The organism is Aeromonas salmonicida (assembly GCF_028355655.1).
Taxonomy (GTDB): Bacteria; Pseudomonadota; Gammaproteobacteria; order Enterobacterales; family Aeromonadaceae; genus Aeromonas; species Aeromonas salmonicida.
This window is the reverse complement of the sequence record NZ_CP110645.1, coordinates 2,962,125-2,979,392: the sequence shown is the minus strand read 5'-3', so window position 1 is coordinate 2,979,392 and position 17,268 is coordinate 2,962,125. Positions and strand designations below refer to the sequence as shown.

The 17,268-nt window shown below is 58.6% G+C and carries 19 protein-coding genes; 16 read left to right on the top strand and 3 right to left on the bottom strand.

Annotation, left to right across the window (positions count from 1 at the left end; genetic code table 11):
• The first annotated feature begins 67 nt into the window (after positions 1–67).
• Positions 68–1,015 (top strand): lipoprotein NlpI, encoded by a 948-nt coding sequence (gene nlpI, locus ONZ54_RS14020; protein WP_282790523.1) that lies wholly within the window; start codon positions 68–70, stop codon positions 1,013–1,015.
• A gap of 320 nt (positions 1,016–1,335) precedes the next feature.
• Here the strand turns inward: nlpI and ONZ54_RS14015 are convergent, their stop codons facing one another.
• A complete protein-coding gene (locus tag ONZ54_RS14015; protein WP_096118509.1) occupies positions 1,336–2,208 on the bottom strand; it encodes a U32 family peptidase in 873 nt (290 codons plus the stop codon).
• Between the two features lie 77 nt (positions 2,209–2,285).
• Complete coding sequence (ubiU, locus tag ONZ54_RS14010; RefSeq protein ID WP_271786463.1) at positions 2,286–3,281, bottom strand: ubiquinone anaerobic biosynthesis protein UbiU; 996 nt, start codon at positions 3,279–3,281, stop codon at positions 2,286–2,288.
• Positions 3,282–3,470: 189 nt separating this feature from the next.
• Between ubiU and ubiT the strand changes: the two genes are divergently transcribed.
• Complete coding sequence (ubiT, locus tag ONZ54_RS14005; protein WP_125607807.1) at positions 3,471–4,010, top strand: ubiquinone anaerobic biosynthesis accessory factor UbiT; 540 nt, start codon at positions 3,471–3,473, stop codon at positions 4,008–4,010.
• Here ubiT and ONZ54_RS14000 read toward each other — a convergent pair.
• Positions 3,957–4,373, bottom strand: a complete 417-nt coding sequence (locus ONZ54_RS14000) for a hypothetical protein (RefSeq protein ID WP_271786462.1) — start codon at positions 4,371–4,373, stop codon at positions 3,957–3,959. The genes ubiT and ONZ54_RS14000 overlap by 54 nt on opposite strands.
• 180 nt (positions 4,374–4,553) lie before the next feature.
• Here ONZ54_RS14000 and trmJ point away from each other — a divergent pair, with 180 nt between their 5' ends.
• The 14 genes from trmJ (at position 4,554) to ONZ54_RS13930 (ending at position 17,261) form a co-directional block, all read left to right on the top strand.
• Positions 4,554–5,276 (top strand): tRNA (cytosine(32)/uridine(32)-2'-O)-methyltransferase TrmJ, encoded by a 723-nt coding sequence (trmJ, locus tag ONZ54_RS13995; RefSeq protein WP_271786461.1) that lies wholly within the window; start codon positions 4,554–4,556, stop codon positions 5,274–5,276.
• Between the two features lie 93 nt (positions 5,277–5,369).
• On the top strand, positions 5,370–5,873 hold the full coding sequence (iscR, locus tag ONZ54_RS13990; protein WP_271786460.1) for a Fe-S cluster assembly transcriptional regulator IscR: 504 nt from the start codon (positions 5,370–5,372) through the stop codon (positions 5,871–5,873).
• Between the two features lie 57 nt (positions 5,874–5,930).
• On the top strand, positions 5,931–7,145 hold the full coding sequence (locus ONZ54_RS13985) for an IscS subfamily cysteine desulfurase (RefSeq protein WP_059112288.1): 1,215 nt from the start codon (positions 5,931–5,933) through the stop codon (positions 7,143–7,145).
• A gap of 41 nt (positions 7,146–7,186) precedes the next feature.
• The gene (iscU, locus tag ONZ54_RS13980; protein WP_005310405.1) at positions 7,187–7,570 is read left to right on the top strand and encodes a Fe-S cluster assembly scaffold IscU; all 384 of its coding nucleotides are present in this window, start codon (positions 7,187–7,189) and stop codon (positions 7,568–7,570) included.
• A gap of 15 nt (positions 7,571–7,585) precedes the next feature.
• On the top strand, positions 7,586–7,909 hold the full coding sequence (iscA, locus tag ONZ54_RS13975) for an iron-sulfur cluster assembly protein IscA (RefSeq protein ID WP_005310407.1): 324 nt from the start codon (positions 7,586–7,588) through the stop codon (positions 7,907–7,909).
• A gap of 115 nt (positions 7,910–8,024) precedes the next feature.
• Complete coding sequence (gene hscB, locus ONZ54_RS13970; RefSeq protein WP_265467551.1) at positions 8,025–8,543, top strand: co-chaperone HscB; 519 nt, start codon at positions 8,025–8,027, stop codon at positions 8,541–8,543.
• A gap of 28 nt (positions 8,544–8,571) precedes the next feature.
• Positions 8,572–10,419, top strand: a complete 1,848-nt coding sequence (hscA, locus tag ONZ54_RS13965) for a Fe-S protein assembly chaperone HscA (RefSeq protein WP_265431331.1) — start codon at positions 8,572–8,574, stop codon at positions 10,417–10,419.
• 1 nt (position 10,420) lies between these two features.
• Positions 10,421–10,759, top strand: a complete 339-nt coding sequence (gene fdx / locus ONZ54_RS13960) for an ISC system 2Fe-2S type ferredoxin (protein WP_005310414.1) — start codon at positions 10,421–10,423, stop codon at positions 10,757–10,759.
• Positions 10,760–10,918: 159 nt separating this feature from the next.
• Positions 10,919–12,223 carry an aminopeptidase PepB gene (gene pepB / locus ONZ54_RS13955; protein ID WP_271786459.1) on the top strand — a complete coding sequence of 435 codons (1,305 nt, stop codon included), beginning with the start codon at positions 10,919–10,921 and terminating at the stop codon, positions 12,221–12,223.
• A 37-nt stretch (positions 12,224–12,260) separates the two neighbouring features.
• On the top strand, positions 12,261–13,544 hold the full coding sequence (gene pepB / locus ONZ54_RS13950) for an aminopeptidase PepB (RefSeq protein WP_271786458.1): 1,284 nt from the start codon (positions 12,261–12,263) through the stop codon (positions 13,542–13,544).
• A 283-nt stretch (positions 13,545–13,827) separates the two neighbouring features.
• Positions 13,828–14,256 carry a nucleoside-diphosphate kinase gene (ndk, locus tag ONZ54_RS13945; RefSeq protein ID WP_005310418.1) on the top strand — a complete coding sequence of 143 codons (429 nt, stop codon included), beginning with the start codon at positions 13,828–13,830 and terminating at the stop codon, positions 14,254–14,256.
• A gap of 169 nt (positions 14,257–14,425) precedes the next feature.
• On the top strand, positions 14,426–15,529 hold the full coding sequence (gene rlmN, locus ONZ54_RS13940) for a dual-specificity RNA methyltransferase RlmN (RefSeq protein WP_005310420.1): 1,104 nt from the start codon (positions 14,426–14,428) through the stop codon (positions 15,527–15,529).
• Between the two features lie 12 nt (positions 15,530–15,541).
• Positions 15,542–16,333 carry a PilW family type IVa pilus biogenesis/stability lipoprotein TapF gene (gene tapF / locus ONZ54_RS13935; protein ID WP_087755913.1) on the top strand — a complete coding sequence of 264 codons (792 nt, stop codon included), beginning with the start codon at positions 15,542–15,544 and terminating at the stop codon, positions 16,331–16,333.
• On the top strand, positions 16,323–17,261 hold the full coding sequence (locus ONZ54_RS13930; protein ID WP_271786457.1) for a RodZ domain-containing protein: 939 nt from the start codon (positions 16,323–16,325) through the stop codon (positions 17,259–17,261). The genes tapF and ONZ54_RS13930 overlap by 11 nt, the downstream gene beginning before the upstream one ends.
• Positions 17,262–17,268 lie beyond the last annotated feature (7 nt).

Here is a 17,268-nt window from a genome sequence, read left to right as displayed (position 1 = left end):
GCCACATGACAAAGTGTCGGTGGACCTTTACCATATGCGGGGTCAAGCGTAAGCGTCGGAGTGTTCATTGAACGTCAGGAAAGGGATTGGATACCTCCTTGGTGTCCTGTTGTTGCTCCCCATGTGGGGTTGCAGCAGTAGCAGTCAGGTTAAAGCGCCTCAAGTTCCTAAGCCGCAACCCGCTTCACTGGTATTGGCGACCCCCCTGCAGGTCTCTTACCAGAGCGAGTTGGCGTTGGCGCGACTCGGTCAGATGCTCGGTGAGATGGAATTGACCACCGAGCAGCGTGCCGAACTGTTTTATGAGCGTGCCGTGGTGTTTGATCGGGTCGGTTTGCGTTCCCTGGCGAGGCTGGATTTCAACCGTGCCTTGCGGGAGAAACCGGATTTTGCCGAGGCCTATAATTTCATCGGCGTTTATCTGGTGCAGCAGCAGAATTATGACGAAGCCTACGAGGCATTTGATTCCGCCCTCGAACTGGCTCCCGACTATGACTATGCCTATCTCAACCGCGGGATCGCACTCTATTACGGTAATCGCCCCGAGCTGGCCGCCGCCGACATGAAACGCTTCTATGAAGCACAGCCGGAAGACCCGTATCGGGTGATGTGGCTCTATCTGGCGGAGCAGAAGCTCAATGCGCCGGCTGCCATGAGCCGGATGCGCGAGCGTCTCAACAAGTATGATGACGACGCCTGGAACTGGGATCTGGTTCGCCTCTATACCGGTGAGCTCAATGCCACCCAGTTGATGGGCAATGTGGTGAAAGGAGTGAAGGATAACCGGGAGCTCGCCGAGCGCCTGTGTGAAACTTACTTCTATCTGGGCAAGTTTGAACTGGCCAAGGGCAACCGCAAGGAAGCTATCAGCTACTTCAAGCTGGCGCTCGCCAACAACGTGTATGACTTCATCGAGCACAGATACGCCCTGCTGGAGCTGGAGCTGATGGCGCGCAAACCCTTGCCGCCGGGCGCCCAGAGCTCACAGGGCAAGAGCAGCAAGCAGGCCTCCTGATTTGCCTGTGTCTGCGATGTAAAAAAGGCCTCTTGATGAGGCCTTTTTGCTGTCTGTGTTCTGGTATTGGTACGGCGTTATTCCATCAGGGCTCATGCCGGGGATATTTGACACCAGCAGCCGTGGCCGCCCCGCTCAGGCACGGCATTGGCGCTGTGTCATTCCACCAGGACTTATGCCGGGAATATTTGACACCAGCCGCCGTGGTCACCCCGCTCAGGTCCGGCATTGGCGCTGTGTCATTCCACCAGGACTTATGCCGGGGATATTTGACACCAGCAGCCGTGGCCGCCGCGCTCAGGTCCGGCCTTGGTGCTGTGTCATTCCACCAGACTCATGCCAGGGATCTGGCGCCAGTAACCGTTGCAGTCCCGCTCTTGTTGCAGGGTCAGAGGGGCCTGCCCCTGCTGGTTGGCCTTGAAGCGAGCCAGCATATCAAGGGTGTCCAGTCCCTCCGGGGAGAGGCGTACCACATCCACCAGGTCCGCCATACCGCCAAGCTCGTTGCCGAGGTTGTAACAGTAACCGGACTGGGTCTGGATGCCGTTGAGATTGAAGACCTTCTGCCCCTCGCGGCTGCTGGCCAGCCGGCCAGTGGGGTAATGGATGCAGGCGAGCTCGCAGTTGTCTTTGGGCTTGTCGAGGGATCGGGCGGTAAAGCAGCGCGCCGAATAGGCGAGCGGCAGATGGCCGTAGGCAAACACCTCCACTTCAAACTGCTGGCGGGCAGCGCCCAGATCCTGACTGAGCTGAACCAGCCAGTCACGAGAGAGCTCCACCGGCATCACCCAGCGTGTCATTCCCTGTTTGAGCAGCATGCGCAGCACATCGGCATTGTAGGCGTTGATGGCGGGGCCACAGACAAACGGGAGCCCAGCCTCGCTGGCGAGTTGAACTGTGCCGAGATCGTTGGCTTCGACCAGCAGGTCGCCGTTGTCGACCAGCCGCTTCACCTCCTTGAGTTCGGAGGGGGCAGAGATGAGGGCCAGGGTCGAGAGCACCACTTGCTTGCCGGTGCTGGCTACCTGGCGGGCCAGGGCAATCCAGTCATCTGCTTTCAGCTCGCGGCGTTTGCTGCAGACGGTTTCTCCCAGATAGATGATATCTGCCTGACTGTCGGCAGCGGCTTGGTAGAAGGCCTGGGTGTCGGCCTTGGGCCAGTAGAAGAGCAGGGGCCCGAGAGAAAATTGCATTAGTTGTGCTCCTTGTGGCGACTGAAGGGGCTGAAGGCAGAATCGGTTGTTTCGGGAAGAAATGGCATCGGGCCTCCTTATTGCCACTGACGGTGATAGGCACCCAGGGTAGTCTGGCTCCCTTCGGAGAGGCGGGCGAGCTGGGCATCCCACTCGGCCTTGACCTGATAGGCTTCGGGATTGGCCTGATAGGCATCGATGGCCGCACGCCAGACCCGGGTGACCTGCTCCACATAGGCGGGGCTGCGCTGGCGCCCTTCAATCTTGACTGACTGGATGCCGGTCTGGAACAGCTCGGGCAAGAGGCCAAGGGTGTTGAGGCTGGTCGGCTCCTCCAGTGCGTGATAGGTCTGGCCATCTACCTCGAAGCGCCCCTTGCACAGGGTCGGATAACCGGCGTTTTCACCAGGGCCATAACGGTCGATCAGCACCTCGTTGAGGCGGGATTCGAGGCCCAGTGGCGTCTCTTCCCAGCGCACGAACTTGGCCGGTGAGCAGGCACCGACCGTGTTGGGGCTCTCCCCTGTCATGTAGGAGGATAGGTAGCAGCGACCCTCCGCCATGATGCAGAGGCTGCCGAAGGCGAACACTTCCAGGCCGACATCGGTCTCGCGGGCCAGCTGCCGGACCTGGTGCATGGAGAGCACCCGTGGCAAGACCACCCGGCCGACGTTGAAATGCTGCTGATAGAAACGGATGGCGGCGGCGTTGGTGGCGCTGGCTTGCACAGAAACGTGTAGCTCCATGTCCGGATAATGGCGGCTGGCGTAATCGAGCACGGCGAGATCGGCGATGATCAGTGCATCTGCACCGAGGGCAACCCCCCTGTCTACTGCCTGTTTCCATCTGGTATCGGAGCCCGGGTGGGCGAAGGTATTGATGGCGATGTGCAGCTTGCGGCCATGTTGATGCACGTAGTCCACCGCCTTTTCCAGCTTGCTGTCGGTGAAGTTGAGACCGGCAAAGTGGCGGGCATTGGTGTCATCCTTGAAGCCGATATAAACCGCATCGGCCCCGTTATCCACGGCTGTTTTCAGTGCCGGCAAGCTGCCTGCCGGACAGAGTAATTCCATCGGGTACGCTCCGAGAGGGGAAAAATGCAAAAGTGGCCCGATTGTATTCATCGATGCCTTCCCACTTTTTGACCTGAGGCAGCTTTGTGTGGCTTTACCCTTCTTGAGGTAAGTCGGCACAAGTTTGATTTCCAACAGGATCCAGAGTGCAACCCTGTGCTTGAATGCGAAAAAACTTGGGAGTTTATCGTGTTTCAACAACTGCAACGTCGTCTGGTCGAACAGGCCCCCCGCTTTTTGCGTCACCCCCTCAAACTGGTGCCTTTTACTCTGCAGCAGAACCTGATGGAGCGCCTGCTGGCGCGGGTGTTCAAGGAGGCCATCCAGGATGGTGACTTCGCGTTTCTGGCCGGGAAATGGCTGAAAGTCGAGGTATCGGATCTCGAGCTTTGCTGGTTTATCAGCGAACAGGATGGAAAGCTGGTGGTGGCACGCCATTGCGATCGTGCGGATGTCTGTTTCAGCGGTACCACCAACGACCTCATCCTGATCGCTGGTCGCAAAGAGGATCCAGATTCCCTTTTCTTTCAGCGCAAGCTGAAGATTGAGGGAGATACCGAGCTGGGACTGGAGGTGAAGAATCTGATGGACAGCCTGGATCTGGACGGTTTGCCGAGCCTGATGCGCTATTCCTTGATGGATCTCGCCACCTTTATCGAAGGTGCGCGCACCCTGTCAGCGCAGGAGTCGCACTCTGCGCCGACGGGCGGGATCCCGTCTCAAGTGTGAAGCCAGGCCAGCGGCATGGTGGCGGTAGTGACTGCGAACCCACAGGCAGCGGCATGCCCAGGCACAAGGAAGCAAGGCTACCAGGGCCATGGTATTAGGGAGGTGAGAGAGCAGCAACCCCAGCGCCAGCCAGATAAAGGGCTGGGCCTCGTAGAGCCATTCCGGCTGGAACCAGCGCTTGGTCGGAAAGATGACCAGGTCGGTACGCCGATAGCTGGAGCGCATCATCCAGCTCGCCGCACCGGCTACAAACAGCAAGGCACCTGCCAGCCAGAGCAAAGGGGAGTCAGTGAGCATGATCATGCCGACCGCCGTCAACAGATAGCAGGCAGGCAACTTCTCATAAAGCCAGCGTGGGCACATGTCGCCTCCACTCGTTTCCTTCACCATCCTCCAAGTTTAGCCAGCCTCCCCGGTTGGCTAATGATGCTTTGTTCTACAAAATGACGGTTTTGTTGTGAAATGGGACGCCATTTACGGTGCCAAAATAGCGATTGGCTATGTTACAATTGCGCGCCATTTTTGACTGAAGATTGACTGGGCATGTTGGATCAGATTCGTATCGTTTTGGTAAACACCTCTCACACAGGCAACATGGGATCCGCGGCGCGAGCCATGAAGACCATGGGGCTGACCCAATTGGTGTTGGTTGATCCGCAAGCCTTGCCTGATGACGGCGCTCATGCGCTGGCTGCAGGTGCCAGTGATGTGCTCGCCAATGCCCGTATCGTATCGACCCTGGATGAAGCCATTGCTGACTGCGGTCTGGTCATCGGCACCAGTGCCCGTTCCCGTACCCTGAGCTGGCCCATGCTGGATCCCCGTGAAGCAGGGGAAAAAGCCGTGGGGGAGGGGATGAAGCATCCGGTTGCCCTGGTGTTTGGCCGTGAACGTACCGGCCTGACCAACGATGAGCTGCAGAAATGCCACTACCATGTGGCCATTCCGGCCAATCCGGAATACAGCTCCCTCAATCTGGCCATGGCGGTACAGACTATCTGCTATGAAGTGCGGATGTGCTGGCTGCAGGATCAGGCTCCCGAGGTGGAGAGCGAGGCGGATTATCCCAGCGCCCATCAGCTGGAAGGCTTTTATCAGCATCTGGAGCAGACTCTGCTCAAAACAGGCTTCATTGCCGACGACCACCCGGGTCAGGTGATGAGCAAGCTGCGCCGCCTGTTCAATCGGGCCCGTCCGGAAGCGATAGAGCTCAATATTTTGCGCGGCATTCTGACCTCGATCCAGAAGCCAAAGCCGCAGGATTAAACCCGACTGTATTACTCAACCATATACTTGACTGTTTTAGTCGGGTATGTGACCATGTGCCCATATTGATTGGTTCGCAAGACGGTAAGGCATATGAGACTGACCTCAAAAGGACGTTACGCTGTGACTGCCATGCTCGACGTGGCGTTGCATACAGAGCAGGGGCCCGTGCCCCTGGCTGATATTTCGGAGCGCCAGGGCATCTCCTTGTCCTATCTGGAGCAACTGTTTGCCCGCCTGCGCAAGCATGGTCTGGTGAGCAGTGTGCGTGGTCCGGGCGGTGGTTATCGCCTCGGTCTGGCCCCTGATGCTATCTCTGTCGGTCAGGTGATCACTGCAGTCGACGAGTCGGTTGATGCCACCAAGTGTCTCGGCAAAGGCGGCTGCCACGGCGGCACCCAGTGTCTCACTCACTCCCTGTGGCGTGATCTCAGCGAGCGTATTTCCAGTTTCCTGGGGGATATCACCCTGGCTGAGCTGGTGGGTCAGGCGGACGTGCGCCGGATTGCCGGCAAGCAAGATGAACAAATGAAAACCGTGTTGTCCCTGGTTGATCGGGTAGAACACGGCGATGTGAGCTTGAAAGTCCAACTATAAACAAACGTGCTTTCCACAGCCGGTCGATGTGTGACCCTGGCTGTAACGGAGAAAAACATGAAACTGCCTATTTACCTTGATTATTCGGCAACCTGTCCGGTGGACCCGCGTGTCGCAGAAAAAATGATGCAGTGTCTCACCATGGATGGCCTGTTCGGCAATCCAGCTTCCCGTTCCCATCGCTTTGGCTGGCAAGCCGAAGAGGCGGTGGACCTGGCCCGTAATCAAGTGGCAGAGCTGATCGGTGCAGACCCGCGCGAGATCGTCTTTACCTCCGGCGCGACCGAATCCAACAACCTGGCCATCAAGGGCGTTGCCCATTTTTATGCTGGCAAGGGCAAGCACATCATCACCTCCAAGACAGAGCACAAGGCAGTACTCGATACTTGCCGCCAGCTGGAGCGTGAAGGCTATGAGGTGACTTACCTCGAGCCGATGCCGAACGGCCTGTTCACCTTGGAGCAGATCGAAGGCGCCCTGCGCGATGACACCATCTTGGTGAGCATCATGCACGTCAACAACGAAATTGGCGTTGTGCAAAATATTGCCGCCATCGGCGAGCTGTGCCGCTCCCGCAAGATCCTGCTGCACGTGGACGCAGTCCAGAGCGTGGGCAAGATCCCGGTGGATGTGGAAGCGCTGAAAGTTGACCTGCTCTCTGTTTCTGCGCACAAGGTATACGGCCCGAAAGGGATCGGTGCCCTGTTTGTGCGTCGCAAGCCCCGCGTTCGTCTGGAAGCCCAGATGCACGGTGGTGGCCACGAACGTGGCATGCGTTCAGGCACACTGCCGACTCACCAGATCGTTGGCATGGGTGAAGCTTTCCGTATCGCCAAAGAAGAGATGGCGAGCGAAGGCCAGCACATCATGGCCCTGCGTCAGCGTCTGTGGGATGGCATCAAGGATATTGAAGCCGTCTACATCAACGGTGACCTGGAACAGCGTGTACCGGGCAACCTCAACGTCAGCTTCGCTTATGTGGAAGGGGAATCCCTGATCATGGCGCTGAAAGATCTGGCGGTCTCTTCCGGTTCTGCCTGTACCTCGGCCAGCCTGGAGCCCTCCTATGTGCTGCGCGCGCTGGGCCTGAACGACGAGCTGGCGCACAGCTCCATCCGTTTCAGCCTGGGTCGCTTTACCACAGAAGAAGAGATTGATTACGCAATCAAGCTTATCCGTGACTCCATCGGTCGTCTGCGCGAGATGTCTCCCCTGTGGGAGATGTACAAAGACGGCGTCGATCTGAACACGGTCGAATGGGCTCATCACTGATCCATCGGATCAGTGATCAACGGAATTAGCAGGAGTTAGATATGGCTTACAGTGAAAAAGTAATCGACCACTACGAGAATCCCCGCAACGTAGGTGGCTTCGACAAGAACGATCCCAACATAGCGACCGGTATGGTCGGTGCTCCGGCGTGTGGCGACGTGATGAAGCTGCAATTGAAGATCAGCGACGACGGCATCATCGAAGACGCCAAGTTCAAGACCTACGGCTGTGGCTCCGCCATTGCCTCCAGCTCCCTCGTGACCGAGTGGGTCAAGGGCAAGACCCTGGACGAAGCCGCCGGCATCAAGAACACTGACATCGCCGAAGAGCTGGCTCTGCCACCGGTGAAGATCCACTGCTCCATTCTGGCTGAGGATGCCATCAAGGCCGCCATCGCCGATTACAAGCAGAAGAAAGGTCTCTAAGGTCAGGAGAGCAGTATGGCCATTACCATGACAGATGCCGCAGCGGCACGGGTTTCCTCTTTTCTGACCAACCGGGGTAAGGGCATAGGCCTTCGCCTCGGCGTCAAGACCACCGGCTGTTCGGGTCTTGCCTATGTGCTCGAGTTTGTCGATGAGCTGGCGGATGAAGATCAGGTGTTTGAGCAAAACGGTGTCAGAATCATCGTCGATGCCAAGAGCCTGATCCATCTGGATGGCACCGAACTGGACTTCGTCAAGGAAGGCCTCAATGAGGGCTTCCAGTTCAATAACCCCAACGCCAAGGGCGAGTGTGGTTGCGGCGAAAGTTTCAGTGTCTGACAGGTTTGACATACATGATGTCCTGCCGGTTGAACTGGTCGAAAACGACCAGTTCAACAACACCCGGCTCAGCGAGTTTGGTGGCGGTGAAAACGTCTGTGTCTAAGAGGTTTGCATGAATCATTTCGAGCTGTTTGGGCTGGTTGAAGGCTTCGAGCTCGATACCCGTCAGCTGGCGGAAACCTACCGTCAGTTGCAAACCCAGTTCCACCCCGATCGTTTTGCCACGGCGCCCGAGCGGGAACAACTGGTTGCGGTGCAACGAGCCGCCCAGATCAACGATGCCTACACCACCCTCAAAACGCCCCTGCGCCGAGCCGAGTATCTGCTCTCCCTGCGAGGCACCGATATTCGTGGCGAGCAGCAAACCCTGCAAGACACCAGCTTCCTGATGCAACAACTTGAGTGGCGTGAGCGCCTTGCCGACTTGAAAGGGGAAGCCGACCCTGAGGGGGCCATCAAGGATTTTCGCCAGGAAATAGGGCATGATCACCAGCTGTTGATGCAACAGCTGACACTGACGCTTGCCGCTGGCGATGATCTGATCGCGGCTGATTGCGTCCGCAAACTCAAGTTTGTCGACAAGCTCCTCGAAGAGCTGGAACGATTCGAAGACTCACTGTTCGAGTCTTGATCCTTTAACGCTGGAATTTTGATTACCCATGGCATTACTGCAAATCGCCGAGCCCGGCCAGAGCGCCGCACCTCATCAGCATAAACGTGCCGTTGGCATCGATCTTGGCACCACCAATTCTCTGGTCGCGGCAGTGCGCAGCGGCCACGCCGATACCCTCTGTGATGAGCAGGGGCGGGATCTGCTGCCCTCAGTGGTGCACTATCAGGTTGATGCTATCCGTGTCGGCTTTGACGCCAAGCGTGAAGCCTCACTCGATCCTCACAACACCATCGTCTCCGCCAAGCGGATGATGGGCAAGGCCCTGGCCGACATCGATACTCGCCAGCAGCCTTACCAGTTTGTGGCCGCCGATAACGGCATGCCCCAGCTGCAGACCCGTCAGGGGCTGGTCAACCCGGTGCAGGTTTCAGCCGAAATTCTGAAGAAATTGGCAGAGCGTGGCGCCGCCGCACTGGGTGGCGAGCTGGATGGCGTTGTCATTACCGTGCCCGCCTATTTTGATGATGCCCAGCGTCAGGGTACCAAGGACGCGGCCCGTCTGGCCGGTCTGCATGTACTGCGCCTGCTCAACGAACCCACTGCCGCCGCGATTGCCTACGGCCTCGACTCCGGTCAGGAAGGGGTGATAGCAGTGTATGATCTCGGCGGCGGGACCTTTGATATTTCCATTCTGCGTCTGCACCGCGGTGTGTTTGAAGTGATGGCTACCGGCGGTGACTCGGCGCTGGGAGGCGATGATTTCGATCACCTGCTGGCGGACTGGATCAAGGCACAAGCCGGCCTTGAAGGTCAGCTCGATGCCAGCACCCAGCGCGAATTGCTGGATGTAGCTGCCGCCGTCAAACACGGCCTGACCGATTCTGATCTGGTGCCCTGTGCCTTTGCCGGTTGGCAGGGGGAGGTGAGCCGCCACCTGTTTGAGGAACTCATCACTCCGCTGGTCAAGCGTACCTTGCTGGCCTGTCGCCGCGCCCTGCGTGATGCGGGGCTGGAGCAGGTGGAAGTGCTGGAGGTGGTGATGGTCGGGGGCTCTACCCGGGTGCCGCTGGTACGCGAGCGAGTGGGGGAATTCTTCCAGCGCACGCCGCTGACCAGTATCGACCCGGACAAGGTAGTCGCCATTGGCGCCGCCATCCAGGCCGATATCCTGGTGGGCAACAAGCCTGATGCCGAGATGCTGCTGCTGGACGTGATCCCGCTCTCCCTTGGCCTTGAGACCATGGGTGGCCTCGCCGAGAAGGTGATACCGCGCAATACCACGATTCCGGTGGCCCGCGCCCAGGAGTTCACCACCTTCAAGGATGGCCAGACCGCGATGGCAATCCACGTGGTGCAAGGGGAGCGTGAGCTGGTAGCCGATTGCCGCTCTCTGGCCCGTTTCACCCTGACCGGGATCCCCCCCATGGCGGCGGGTGCCGCCCACATCCGTGTCACCTTCCAGGTGGATGCGGATGGTCTGCTGTCGGTCAGTGCCATGGAGAAATCCTCCGGCGTGCAGGCCGAGATCCAGGTCAAGCCTTCCTACGGGCTGGGGGAGGAGGACATACTCACCATGCTGAGTGCCTCCATCGCCAATGCCCAGCAAGACATGGATGCCCGCATGCTGGCAGAGCAGCAGGTGGAGGCCGACCGTGTGGTCGAAAGTCTCAATGCTGCCCTGGCCGCCGATGGCGATGCGCTGCTGAGCACCGCCGAGCGCGCTGCCATCGACAGTGCGATCACCCATCTGCTGTCTGTGCGCGCAGCAGGGACAACCAATCAAATCAAAGATGCCATCGAGGCGGCGGACGCTGTCAGTGGTGAATTTGCAGCCCGCCGGATGGACGCCTCCATCCGCAAGGTGCTGACCGGACAAAACGTCAACAAGGTGTAATATGCCAAAACTGATTATTCTGCCCCATCCCGAGCTCTGTCCGGACGGTGCCGCGCTCGAAGGCAAGAGTGGCGAGACCATCCTGGATGTGGCGCTGCGCAACGGCATCGAGATCGAGCATGCTTGCGAGAAGTCCTGTGCCTGCACCACCTGTCATTGCGTGGTGCGAGAAGGGTTTGACTCCCTCGAGCCGAGCGATGAGCTGGAAGATGACATGCTGGACAAGGCATGGGGACTGGAGCCGGAATCCCGTCTCAGTTGCCAGGCCAGACTGGCAGACGAGGATCTGGTGGTGGAGCTGCCCAAGTACACCATCAACCTCGCTTCAGAACGCCATTGATGGCACCTTAATTACACATGAGTGAATTGAGCGTGCAGCATCTCATGGTGCAGTAATGATATGGTGAAGGCCGTGACCCTTGAGGGGAACGGCCTTTTTTGTGCTCGTTATTTCCCTATTGATTAATGAAAAGTGCCAATAAAAAGGAAGCAAGAGAACATGGCTGACATGATGAACGTATGCTTGTCCCTCCAGGCCGCCGCCGCCCATTGGGGCGAAGGTGCCCAGCTCAGTTTCAACGGTGACGAGACCCGCATTCATCTGGGCGCTATCGCCCAGGAAGATGACGCCTTGCGCACCATACAGCGTGCGGCCCGCCGTCTCGAGTCCAGCGGTATCAAGCGAGTGAAGCTGGCCGGTGATGATTGGGATCTGGAACGCCGTTACGCATTCGCCCAGGGCTTCTACGCCGCCAAGGGGGCGCGTGAGCTGGACTTCGGCCCACAGAGCGAGTCGGATGCCCGCGAGCTGGATGCGCTGATCAAGGCGACCCGCTGGGTACGCGAGGTGACCAACGGTTGTCCGGAAGCCATTTATCCCATGAGCCTGGCGGAATCAGCCTTGCTGCTGATCCGTGGTCTGGGTGGGGATCAGGTCACTGCCCGTATCACAGCCGGCGAGGCGTTGCGTGAGGCCGGCCATATCGGCATCTGGTCGGTAGGTCGTGGCAGCGAGCGAGAGCCCGTGCTGCTGGAGCTCGACTACAACCCGACCGGGGATCGTAATGCCCCCGTGGTGGCCGCCTTGGTGGGCAAGGGCATCACCTTCGATTCCGGTGGCTATTCCATGAAGTCCTCTGACAACATGCTGCCGATGAAGTCCGACATGGGCGGTGCAGCCATGGTCACCGGTGCCCTGGCGCTAGCCATCAGTCGTGGCCTGAACAAGCGCGTGAAGCTCATTCTCTGCTGCGCCGAGAATCTGGTCTCCGGCCATGCCTTCAAGCTCGGCGACATCCTCACCTACAAGAACGGCATCTCGGTCGAGATCCAGAATACCGATGCCGAAGGGCGTCTGGTGCTGGCCGATGGTCTGATGGCCGCCTCCGACAGTGGCGCGACCTATATCCTGGATGCCGCTACCCTGACCGGCGCCGCCAAGACTGCGCTAGGCCGTGACTACAACGCCGTGTTTGCCCTCGATGAAGTCGAGCAGCAACGGGCACTGGCAGCCGCTAAAACCGAACATGAGAAGGCCTGGGCCCTGCCACTCGAACCCTGGCACGTGGGCCAGCTCACATCTGCCTTTGCCGAGCTGGGCAACGTAACCTCTGCCGAAGGCACGGCCGGGGCCACCACGGCGGCCGCTTTCCTGTCCCGTTTCGTGCGTGACGAGGGCAAGGGCTGGGTACACCTGGATCTGGCGGCTTCTTATCAAAAATCAGGTAATGATCTCTGGGCAACCGGGGCCAAAGGCCACGGTCTGCGCACTATCGCACGCTGGCTGCAGGAGGTGAGTGCATGAAGGTCAGCTTACATTGCCGGTTGCAGGAGGTACTTGGATGAACGTCTGGTTAAGCCGTGAGTTTGCTCCCGCAGAGTGGGGGGAGGGGGCACTGCTCTCTCACCGTGCCGATGGCATGGTGATCCATCTGGTGACAGCTACGCCGCTGATCGATATCCAGCAGGCGGCGCGTCGCCTGTGCAACCAGGGGATCCAGAAAGTGGCCCTGGCCGGTCATTGGGAGCGCGAGCAGCAGTGGGCCTTCGCCCAGGGGCTGCAGACCCCCAAGGCCGAAGTCGAGCTGCAGTGGGCCACCTCGTCCGAAGAGGACAGGGAGGAGCTGGAGGCACGCTGGCTGTGCGGACGCTGGGTCCGCGAGATGACCAATGCCACCCCGGAGCAACTGGGGCCGCTGGAGCTGGCGGTGGAGGCGGCAGCCTTTATCACCGAGCTGGCGCCGGACAGGATCAGTCATCGCATCCTGAAAGGAGAGGCGTTGCAACAGGCGGGCTGGGTCGGTCTCTATCAGGTTGGCCGTGGCAGCGATCGCGAGCCCGTGCTGCTGGAGCTGGACTACAACCCGACCGGGGATCGTAACGCCCCGGTGGCGGCGGCCCTGGTGGGCAAGGGTATTACCTTCGACTCCGGTGGCTACTCCATGAAAACCTCCCAGGGCATGCTCACCATGAAACATGACATGGGGGGGGCGGCCATAGTGACTGGTGCTCTGGCGCTGGCCATACTGCGCGGCCTCGACAAGCGGGTGAAGCTCATCCTCTGCTGCGCCGAGAACCTGGTCTCCGGCCATGCCTACAAGCTGGGTGACATCCTCACCTACAAGAACGGCACCACGGTCGAGATCGTCAATACCGACGCCGAGGGGCGCCTAGTGCTGGCCGACGGCCTGCAACTGGCAAGCGACAGCGGGGCGCCGCTCATCATAGATGCAGCCACCCTGACGGGCGCCGCCGTCATGGCGCTGGGGGGGCGTTACAACGCCCTGTTTGGCCTGGACAAGGGACTGGTGAGTCGTGCCATGGCTTACGCCGATGCCGAGCAGGAGCCCGCCTGGCCGCTGCCGCTGGAGCCCTGGCACCGCCAGCAGTGCCCGTCTCACTATGCCGACACGGCCAACAGCCGCCCTGTGCCGGGCGGTGGCCCGGGCGGCGCCTCCAACGCGGCGGGCTTCCTCTCCCGCTTCGTCGGCAATGAAGGACGGGGTTGGTTGCACGTCGATCTGGCCGCCTGTTTCAGCGAGAACGGTGACAGCCTGTGGGCGCCGGGCGCCAACACTCTGGGGATGCGCACCATAGCGCATACCCTGCTGGCGGAAGCGCGCTGAGCAGGATGACAATCGTCAAGGAAGGGCACCTGAGGGTGCCCTTTTCAGCAGTGCTGCATTAGTGAGCAATAGGCAGGGTTTCAGGGGCTTAACACGGCTATCGTGCACAAGCGCACATTTTTTCCTGCCGCACTGGGCCAAGATGAGTGGTGATGTTGTTTTAAGGACGTGTTTGTTTAATAAAAAGTTGCTTTTTTGTGTGTTATTTCGGTTTTTGTTTACGTATAATCGCCGCCGAACATGGATTCTAACAATAAAACTCTGTAGTTAAGGAAAGATCTCAATGGCCATCGAACGTACCTTTTCTATCGTCAAGCCGGATGCAGTCAGCAAAAACTTGATCGGTGCCATCTATAACCGCTTCGAGAGCGCGGGTCTGAAAGTCATCGCCGCCAAGATGCTGCACATGAGCAGCGAGCAAGCCGCTGGTTTCTATGCCGAACACCAGGGCAAGCCTTTCTATGACGGATTGGTCAGCTTCATGACGTCTGGTCCTGTCATGGTACAGGTGCTGGAAGGGGAAGACGCCATCCGCCGTCATCGTGAAATCATGGGGGCGACCAACCCGAAAGAGGCCCTGGCCGGCACCCTGCGTGCCTGCTACGCCGAGAGCATCGACCGCAACGCCGTGCACGGTTCCGACGCGCCTGCCTCTGCCGCCCGTGAAATTGCCTACTTCTTCTCCGACGACGAGATCTGCCCGCGCGGCTGAGTCTGGCGTTTGAAGATGATCAAGGGAGCCTCGGCTCCCTTTTGTTTTTTGGCCTTTTGGTCAATATCCCCTTATTCTCCGGGTAGAAAGCCAGACCCATTATTTGTACAATGCCGCCCCCTGACATCGTCAGCCAATAATTTATGTAGTTTGTGGACTGAGGCCTTTGATGAGCGAAATAAAAACCAACCTGCTGGATCTTGATCGGGATGCCATGCGTGCCTTCTTCGTCGAACTGGGCGAGAAGCCATTCCGGGCAGATCAGATCATGAAGTGGATTTATCACTTCGGTTGTGATGATTTCGATCAGATGAACAACGTCAACAAGGTACTGCGCGAGCGCCTGAAGGCGATCGCCGAGATCCGTGCGCCGGAAGTGAGCCGTGAACAGCGCTCCTCTGACGGTACCATCAAGTGGGCGCTGCAGGTGGGCGGTCAGGAAGTGGAAACCGTCTACATCCCGGAAGAGGACAGGGCGACCCTGTGCGTCTCCTCCCAGGTGGGTTGTGCGCTGGCGTGCAAATTTTGCTCTACCGCTCAACAGGGTTTTAACCGCAACCTGAAAGTGTCCGAGATCATCGGCCAGGTGTGGCGCGCCGCCAAAATCGTCGGTGGCAAGCGCCCCATCACCAACGTTGTGATGATGGGTATGGGTGAGCCGCTGCTCAACCTCGCCAATGTGATACCGGCCATGCGCCTGATGATGGATGACTTCGGTTACGGCATCTCCAAGCGTCGTGTCACCATCTCCACCTCGGGTGTGGTGCCTGCGCTGGACATTCTCGGTGATCAAATTGATGTGGCCCTGGCCATCTCCCTGCATGCGCCGAACGACAAGCTGCGCTCCGAGATCATGCCGATCAACGACAAGTACAACATCGAGGACTTCCTCGCCGGTGTGCGCCGTTATCTGGCCAAGTCCAATGCCAACGGCGGTCGCGTGACCGTGGAGTATGTGCTGCTTGATCACATCAATGATGACATGCAGCATGCCCATGAGCTGGCCAAGGTGCTCAAAGACACCCCGAGCAAGATCAACCTGATCCCGTTCAACCCCTTCCCGGGCAATCCCTATGGCAAGCCGAGCAACAGCCGCATCGACCGTTTCTCCAAGGTGTTGATGGAATATGGCTTCACCGTCATCGTCCGCAAGACCCGTGGTGACGACATCGATGCCGCCTGTGGTCAGCTGGTGGGTGAGGTCATCGATCGCACCAAGCGCACCATGAAAAATCGGATGCAACAGGATGGGATTTCCGTCAAAATGGTTTAACTTGCTAAGCCATTGTATAGTCAGGGAATGGATACACGTACATTGATCGTAGTGGCAGCGCTCAGCGCGCTGCCCGGCTGTGTTACCGAGACCACTTACGCTGGCCAGAACTCTACCCAGCGTGAAGTGGGTCCCGACCTCAAGGCGGCTGCTCAGACCCGTCTGGATTTAGGTATTCAATATCTGCGGCAGGGCAATGCCGAACAGGCCAAGTTCAACCTTGATCGCGCCCTTCAATACGACCCCGACAACCCCAAGGTCCAGATCGGCTTCGCCTACTTCTACCAGCAGGTAGAGGACTACAAGGCGGCCGAAGAGAGCTACAAGAAAGCCCTCGCCATGGATCCGTCCAATGCTGACGCAATGAACAACTATGGTGCCTTCCTGTGCAACCGAGGCCGCTTCGACGAGGCGGAGAAGGCATTCCTGCAGGCCGTGAGTCAACCCGACTATATCCGGATTGCCGATACCTATGAAAATGCGGCACTTTGCGCCGCTCAAAATCGCAGAAATGATAAAGCAAGCGAGTACTATCGCTTGGCCTTGGGGTATAATCCCCGCAATCCAAGGTTATTGCTGGACATGGCTGAGCTTTCCATGAAAGATGGCAAGCTGCCTGATGTGCAGGCCTATCTCGTTCGTTTTGCCGATGTGTCAGACGAGAATGAAAGCAGTCTCTGGTTGAGATTGCGGCTGGCTCAGGCCATGGACAAACCGGCACTCCTTCACCAATTCGGGACTGAGCTGGTAAGGCAATATCCCACTTCGCAACAAGCCAAGCGTTACTTAGCCAATGACTACTGAACAGCCACACGATATTCAAGACGACTCTCAGGCAGCAGGCCCAGGCCAGCTGCTGCGCAACGCCCGTGAACAGCTTGGCTGGACACGAGAACAGGTTGCGTCCCGCATTCACCTTCGTCTGACCCTGATTGCTGCGATCGAATCAGATACGTATGACAAACAGACTTCCCATACTTTCATTCGGGGTTATCTGCGCACCTACGCCAAGCTGGTCGGCATCCCGGATGAAACCATTCTGGCTGCCTACGACAAGCTGGGGCTGACGCCACCTGACAACATCGACATGCAGAGCTTCTCCCGCCGTTCCCGCCAGCAAGCCAACGACAGTCGGCTCAAGGTGGTGACCTGGCTGGTGATCCTGGTGCTGATCGCGCTCTCCGTCGCCTGGTGGTGGCAGAGTACGGCGCGTCGCTCCGCTGGTGACGAGGCTCTGGCGGCAACAGAAATGAGCAGTACGACTGACATGGGTGTGACTGGCAATATGCCGGGCGCCACCCTGGCCCCTGCGATGGAGATGGCGGATCCGGCGGTCTCTGATGCGGCGGCAACTGCCGTTGAGCAGACCGTGAGCAGTGCTGCTGCAACCGCTGCGCCAGCGACCCCAAGCAGTGCAGCTGCAACGGATGTGTCCGCTGAGGTGGCAACATCGGCTGGGGAAGGCGAGACAGTGAGTGATGCAGCCACTGCCTCCCAACTCAAGATGAACTTCACCGCAGACTGCTGGCTTGACGTCAAGGATGCCAATGGCAAGACGCTGTTCAGCGGTCTGAAAAAAGCAAATGATCAACTGGTATTGGAAGGATCCGAGCCGCTCAAGCTCATCATTGGTGCGCCCATGGCGGTCAATATCGAGTATCAGGGCAAGTCCATCGACATGAGCCGTTACAACAACGGCCGGACTGCTCGCCTCTCACTGCCGCAGGAGTAATCTGTCC

Bases quoted from the DNA above. Each gene is read 5' to 3' on its own strand.
- ONZ54_RS14015 (WP_096118509.1), bottom strand. From the start codon at position 2,208: ATGCAATTTTCTCTCGGGCCCCTGCTCTTCTACTGGCCCAAGGCCGAC.
- ubiU (WP_271786463.1), bottom strand. From the start codon at position 3,281: ATGGAATTACTCTGTCCGGCAGGCAGCTTGCCGGCACTGAAAACAGCC.
- ONZ54_RS14000 (WP_271786462.1), bottom strand. From the start codon at position 4,373: ATGTGCCCACGCTGGCTTTATGAGAAGTTGCCTGCCTGCTATCTGTTG.
- trmJ (WP_271786461.1), top strand. From the start codon at position 4,554: ATGTTGGATCAGATTCGTATCGTTTTGGTAAACACCTCTCACACAGGC.
- iscR (WP_271786460.1), top strand. From the start codon at position 5,370: ATGAGACTGACCTCAAAAGGACGTTACGCTGTGACTGCCATGCTCGAC.
- ONZ54_RS13985 (WP_059112288.1), top strand. From the start codon at position 5,931: ATGAAACTGCCTATTTACCTTGATTATTCGGCAACCTGTCCGGTGGAC.
- iscU (WP_005310405.1), top strand. From the start codon at position 7,187: ATGGCTTACAGTGAAAAAGTAATCGACCACTACGAGAATCCCCGCAAC.
- iscA (WP_005310407.1), top strand. From the start codon at position 7,586: ATGGCCATTACCATGACAGATGCCGCAGCGGCACGGGTTTCCTCTTTT.
- hscB (WP_265467551.1), top strand. From the start codon at position 8,025: ATGAATCATTTCGAGCTGTTTGGGCTGGTTGAAGGCTTCGAGCTCGAT.
- hscA (WP_265431331.1), top strand. From the start codon at position 8,572: ATGGCATTACTGCAAATCGCCGAGCCCGGCCAGAGCGCCGCACCTCAT.
- fdx (WP_005310414.1), top strand. From the start codon at position 10,421: ATGCCAAAACTGATTATTCTGCCCCATCCCGAGCTCTGTCCGGACGGT.
- pepB (WP_271786459.1), top strand. From the start codon at position 10,919: ATGGCTGACATGATGAACGTATGCTTGTCCCTCCAGGCCGCCGCCGCC.
- pepB (WP_271786458.1), top strand. From the start codon at position 12,261: ATGAACGTCTGGTTAAGCCGTGAGTTTGCTCCCGCAGAGTGGGGGGAG.
- ndk (WP_005310418.1), top strand. From the start codon at position 13,828: ATGGCCATCGAACGTACCTTTTCTATCGTCAAGCCGGATGCAGTCAGC.
- rlmN (WP_005310420.1), top strand. From the start codon at position 14,426: ATGAGCGAAATAAAAACCAACCTGCTGGATCTTGATCGGGATGCCATG.
- ONZ54_RS13930 (WP_271786457.1), top strand. From the start codon at position 16,323: ATGACTACTGAACAGCCACACGATATTCAAGACGACTCTCAGGCAGCA.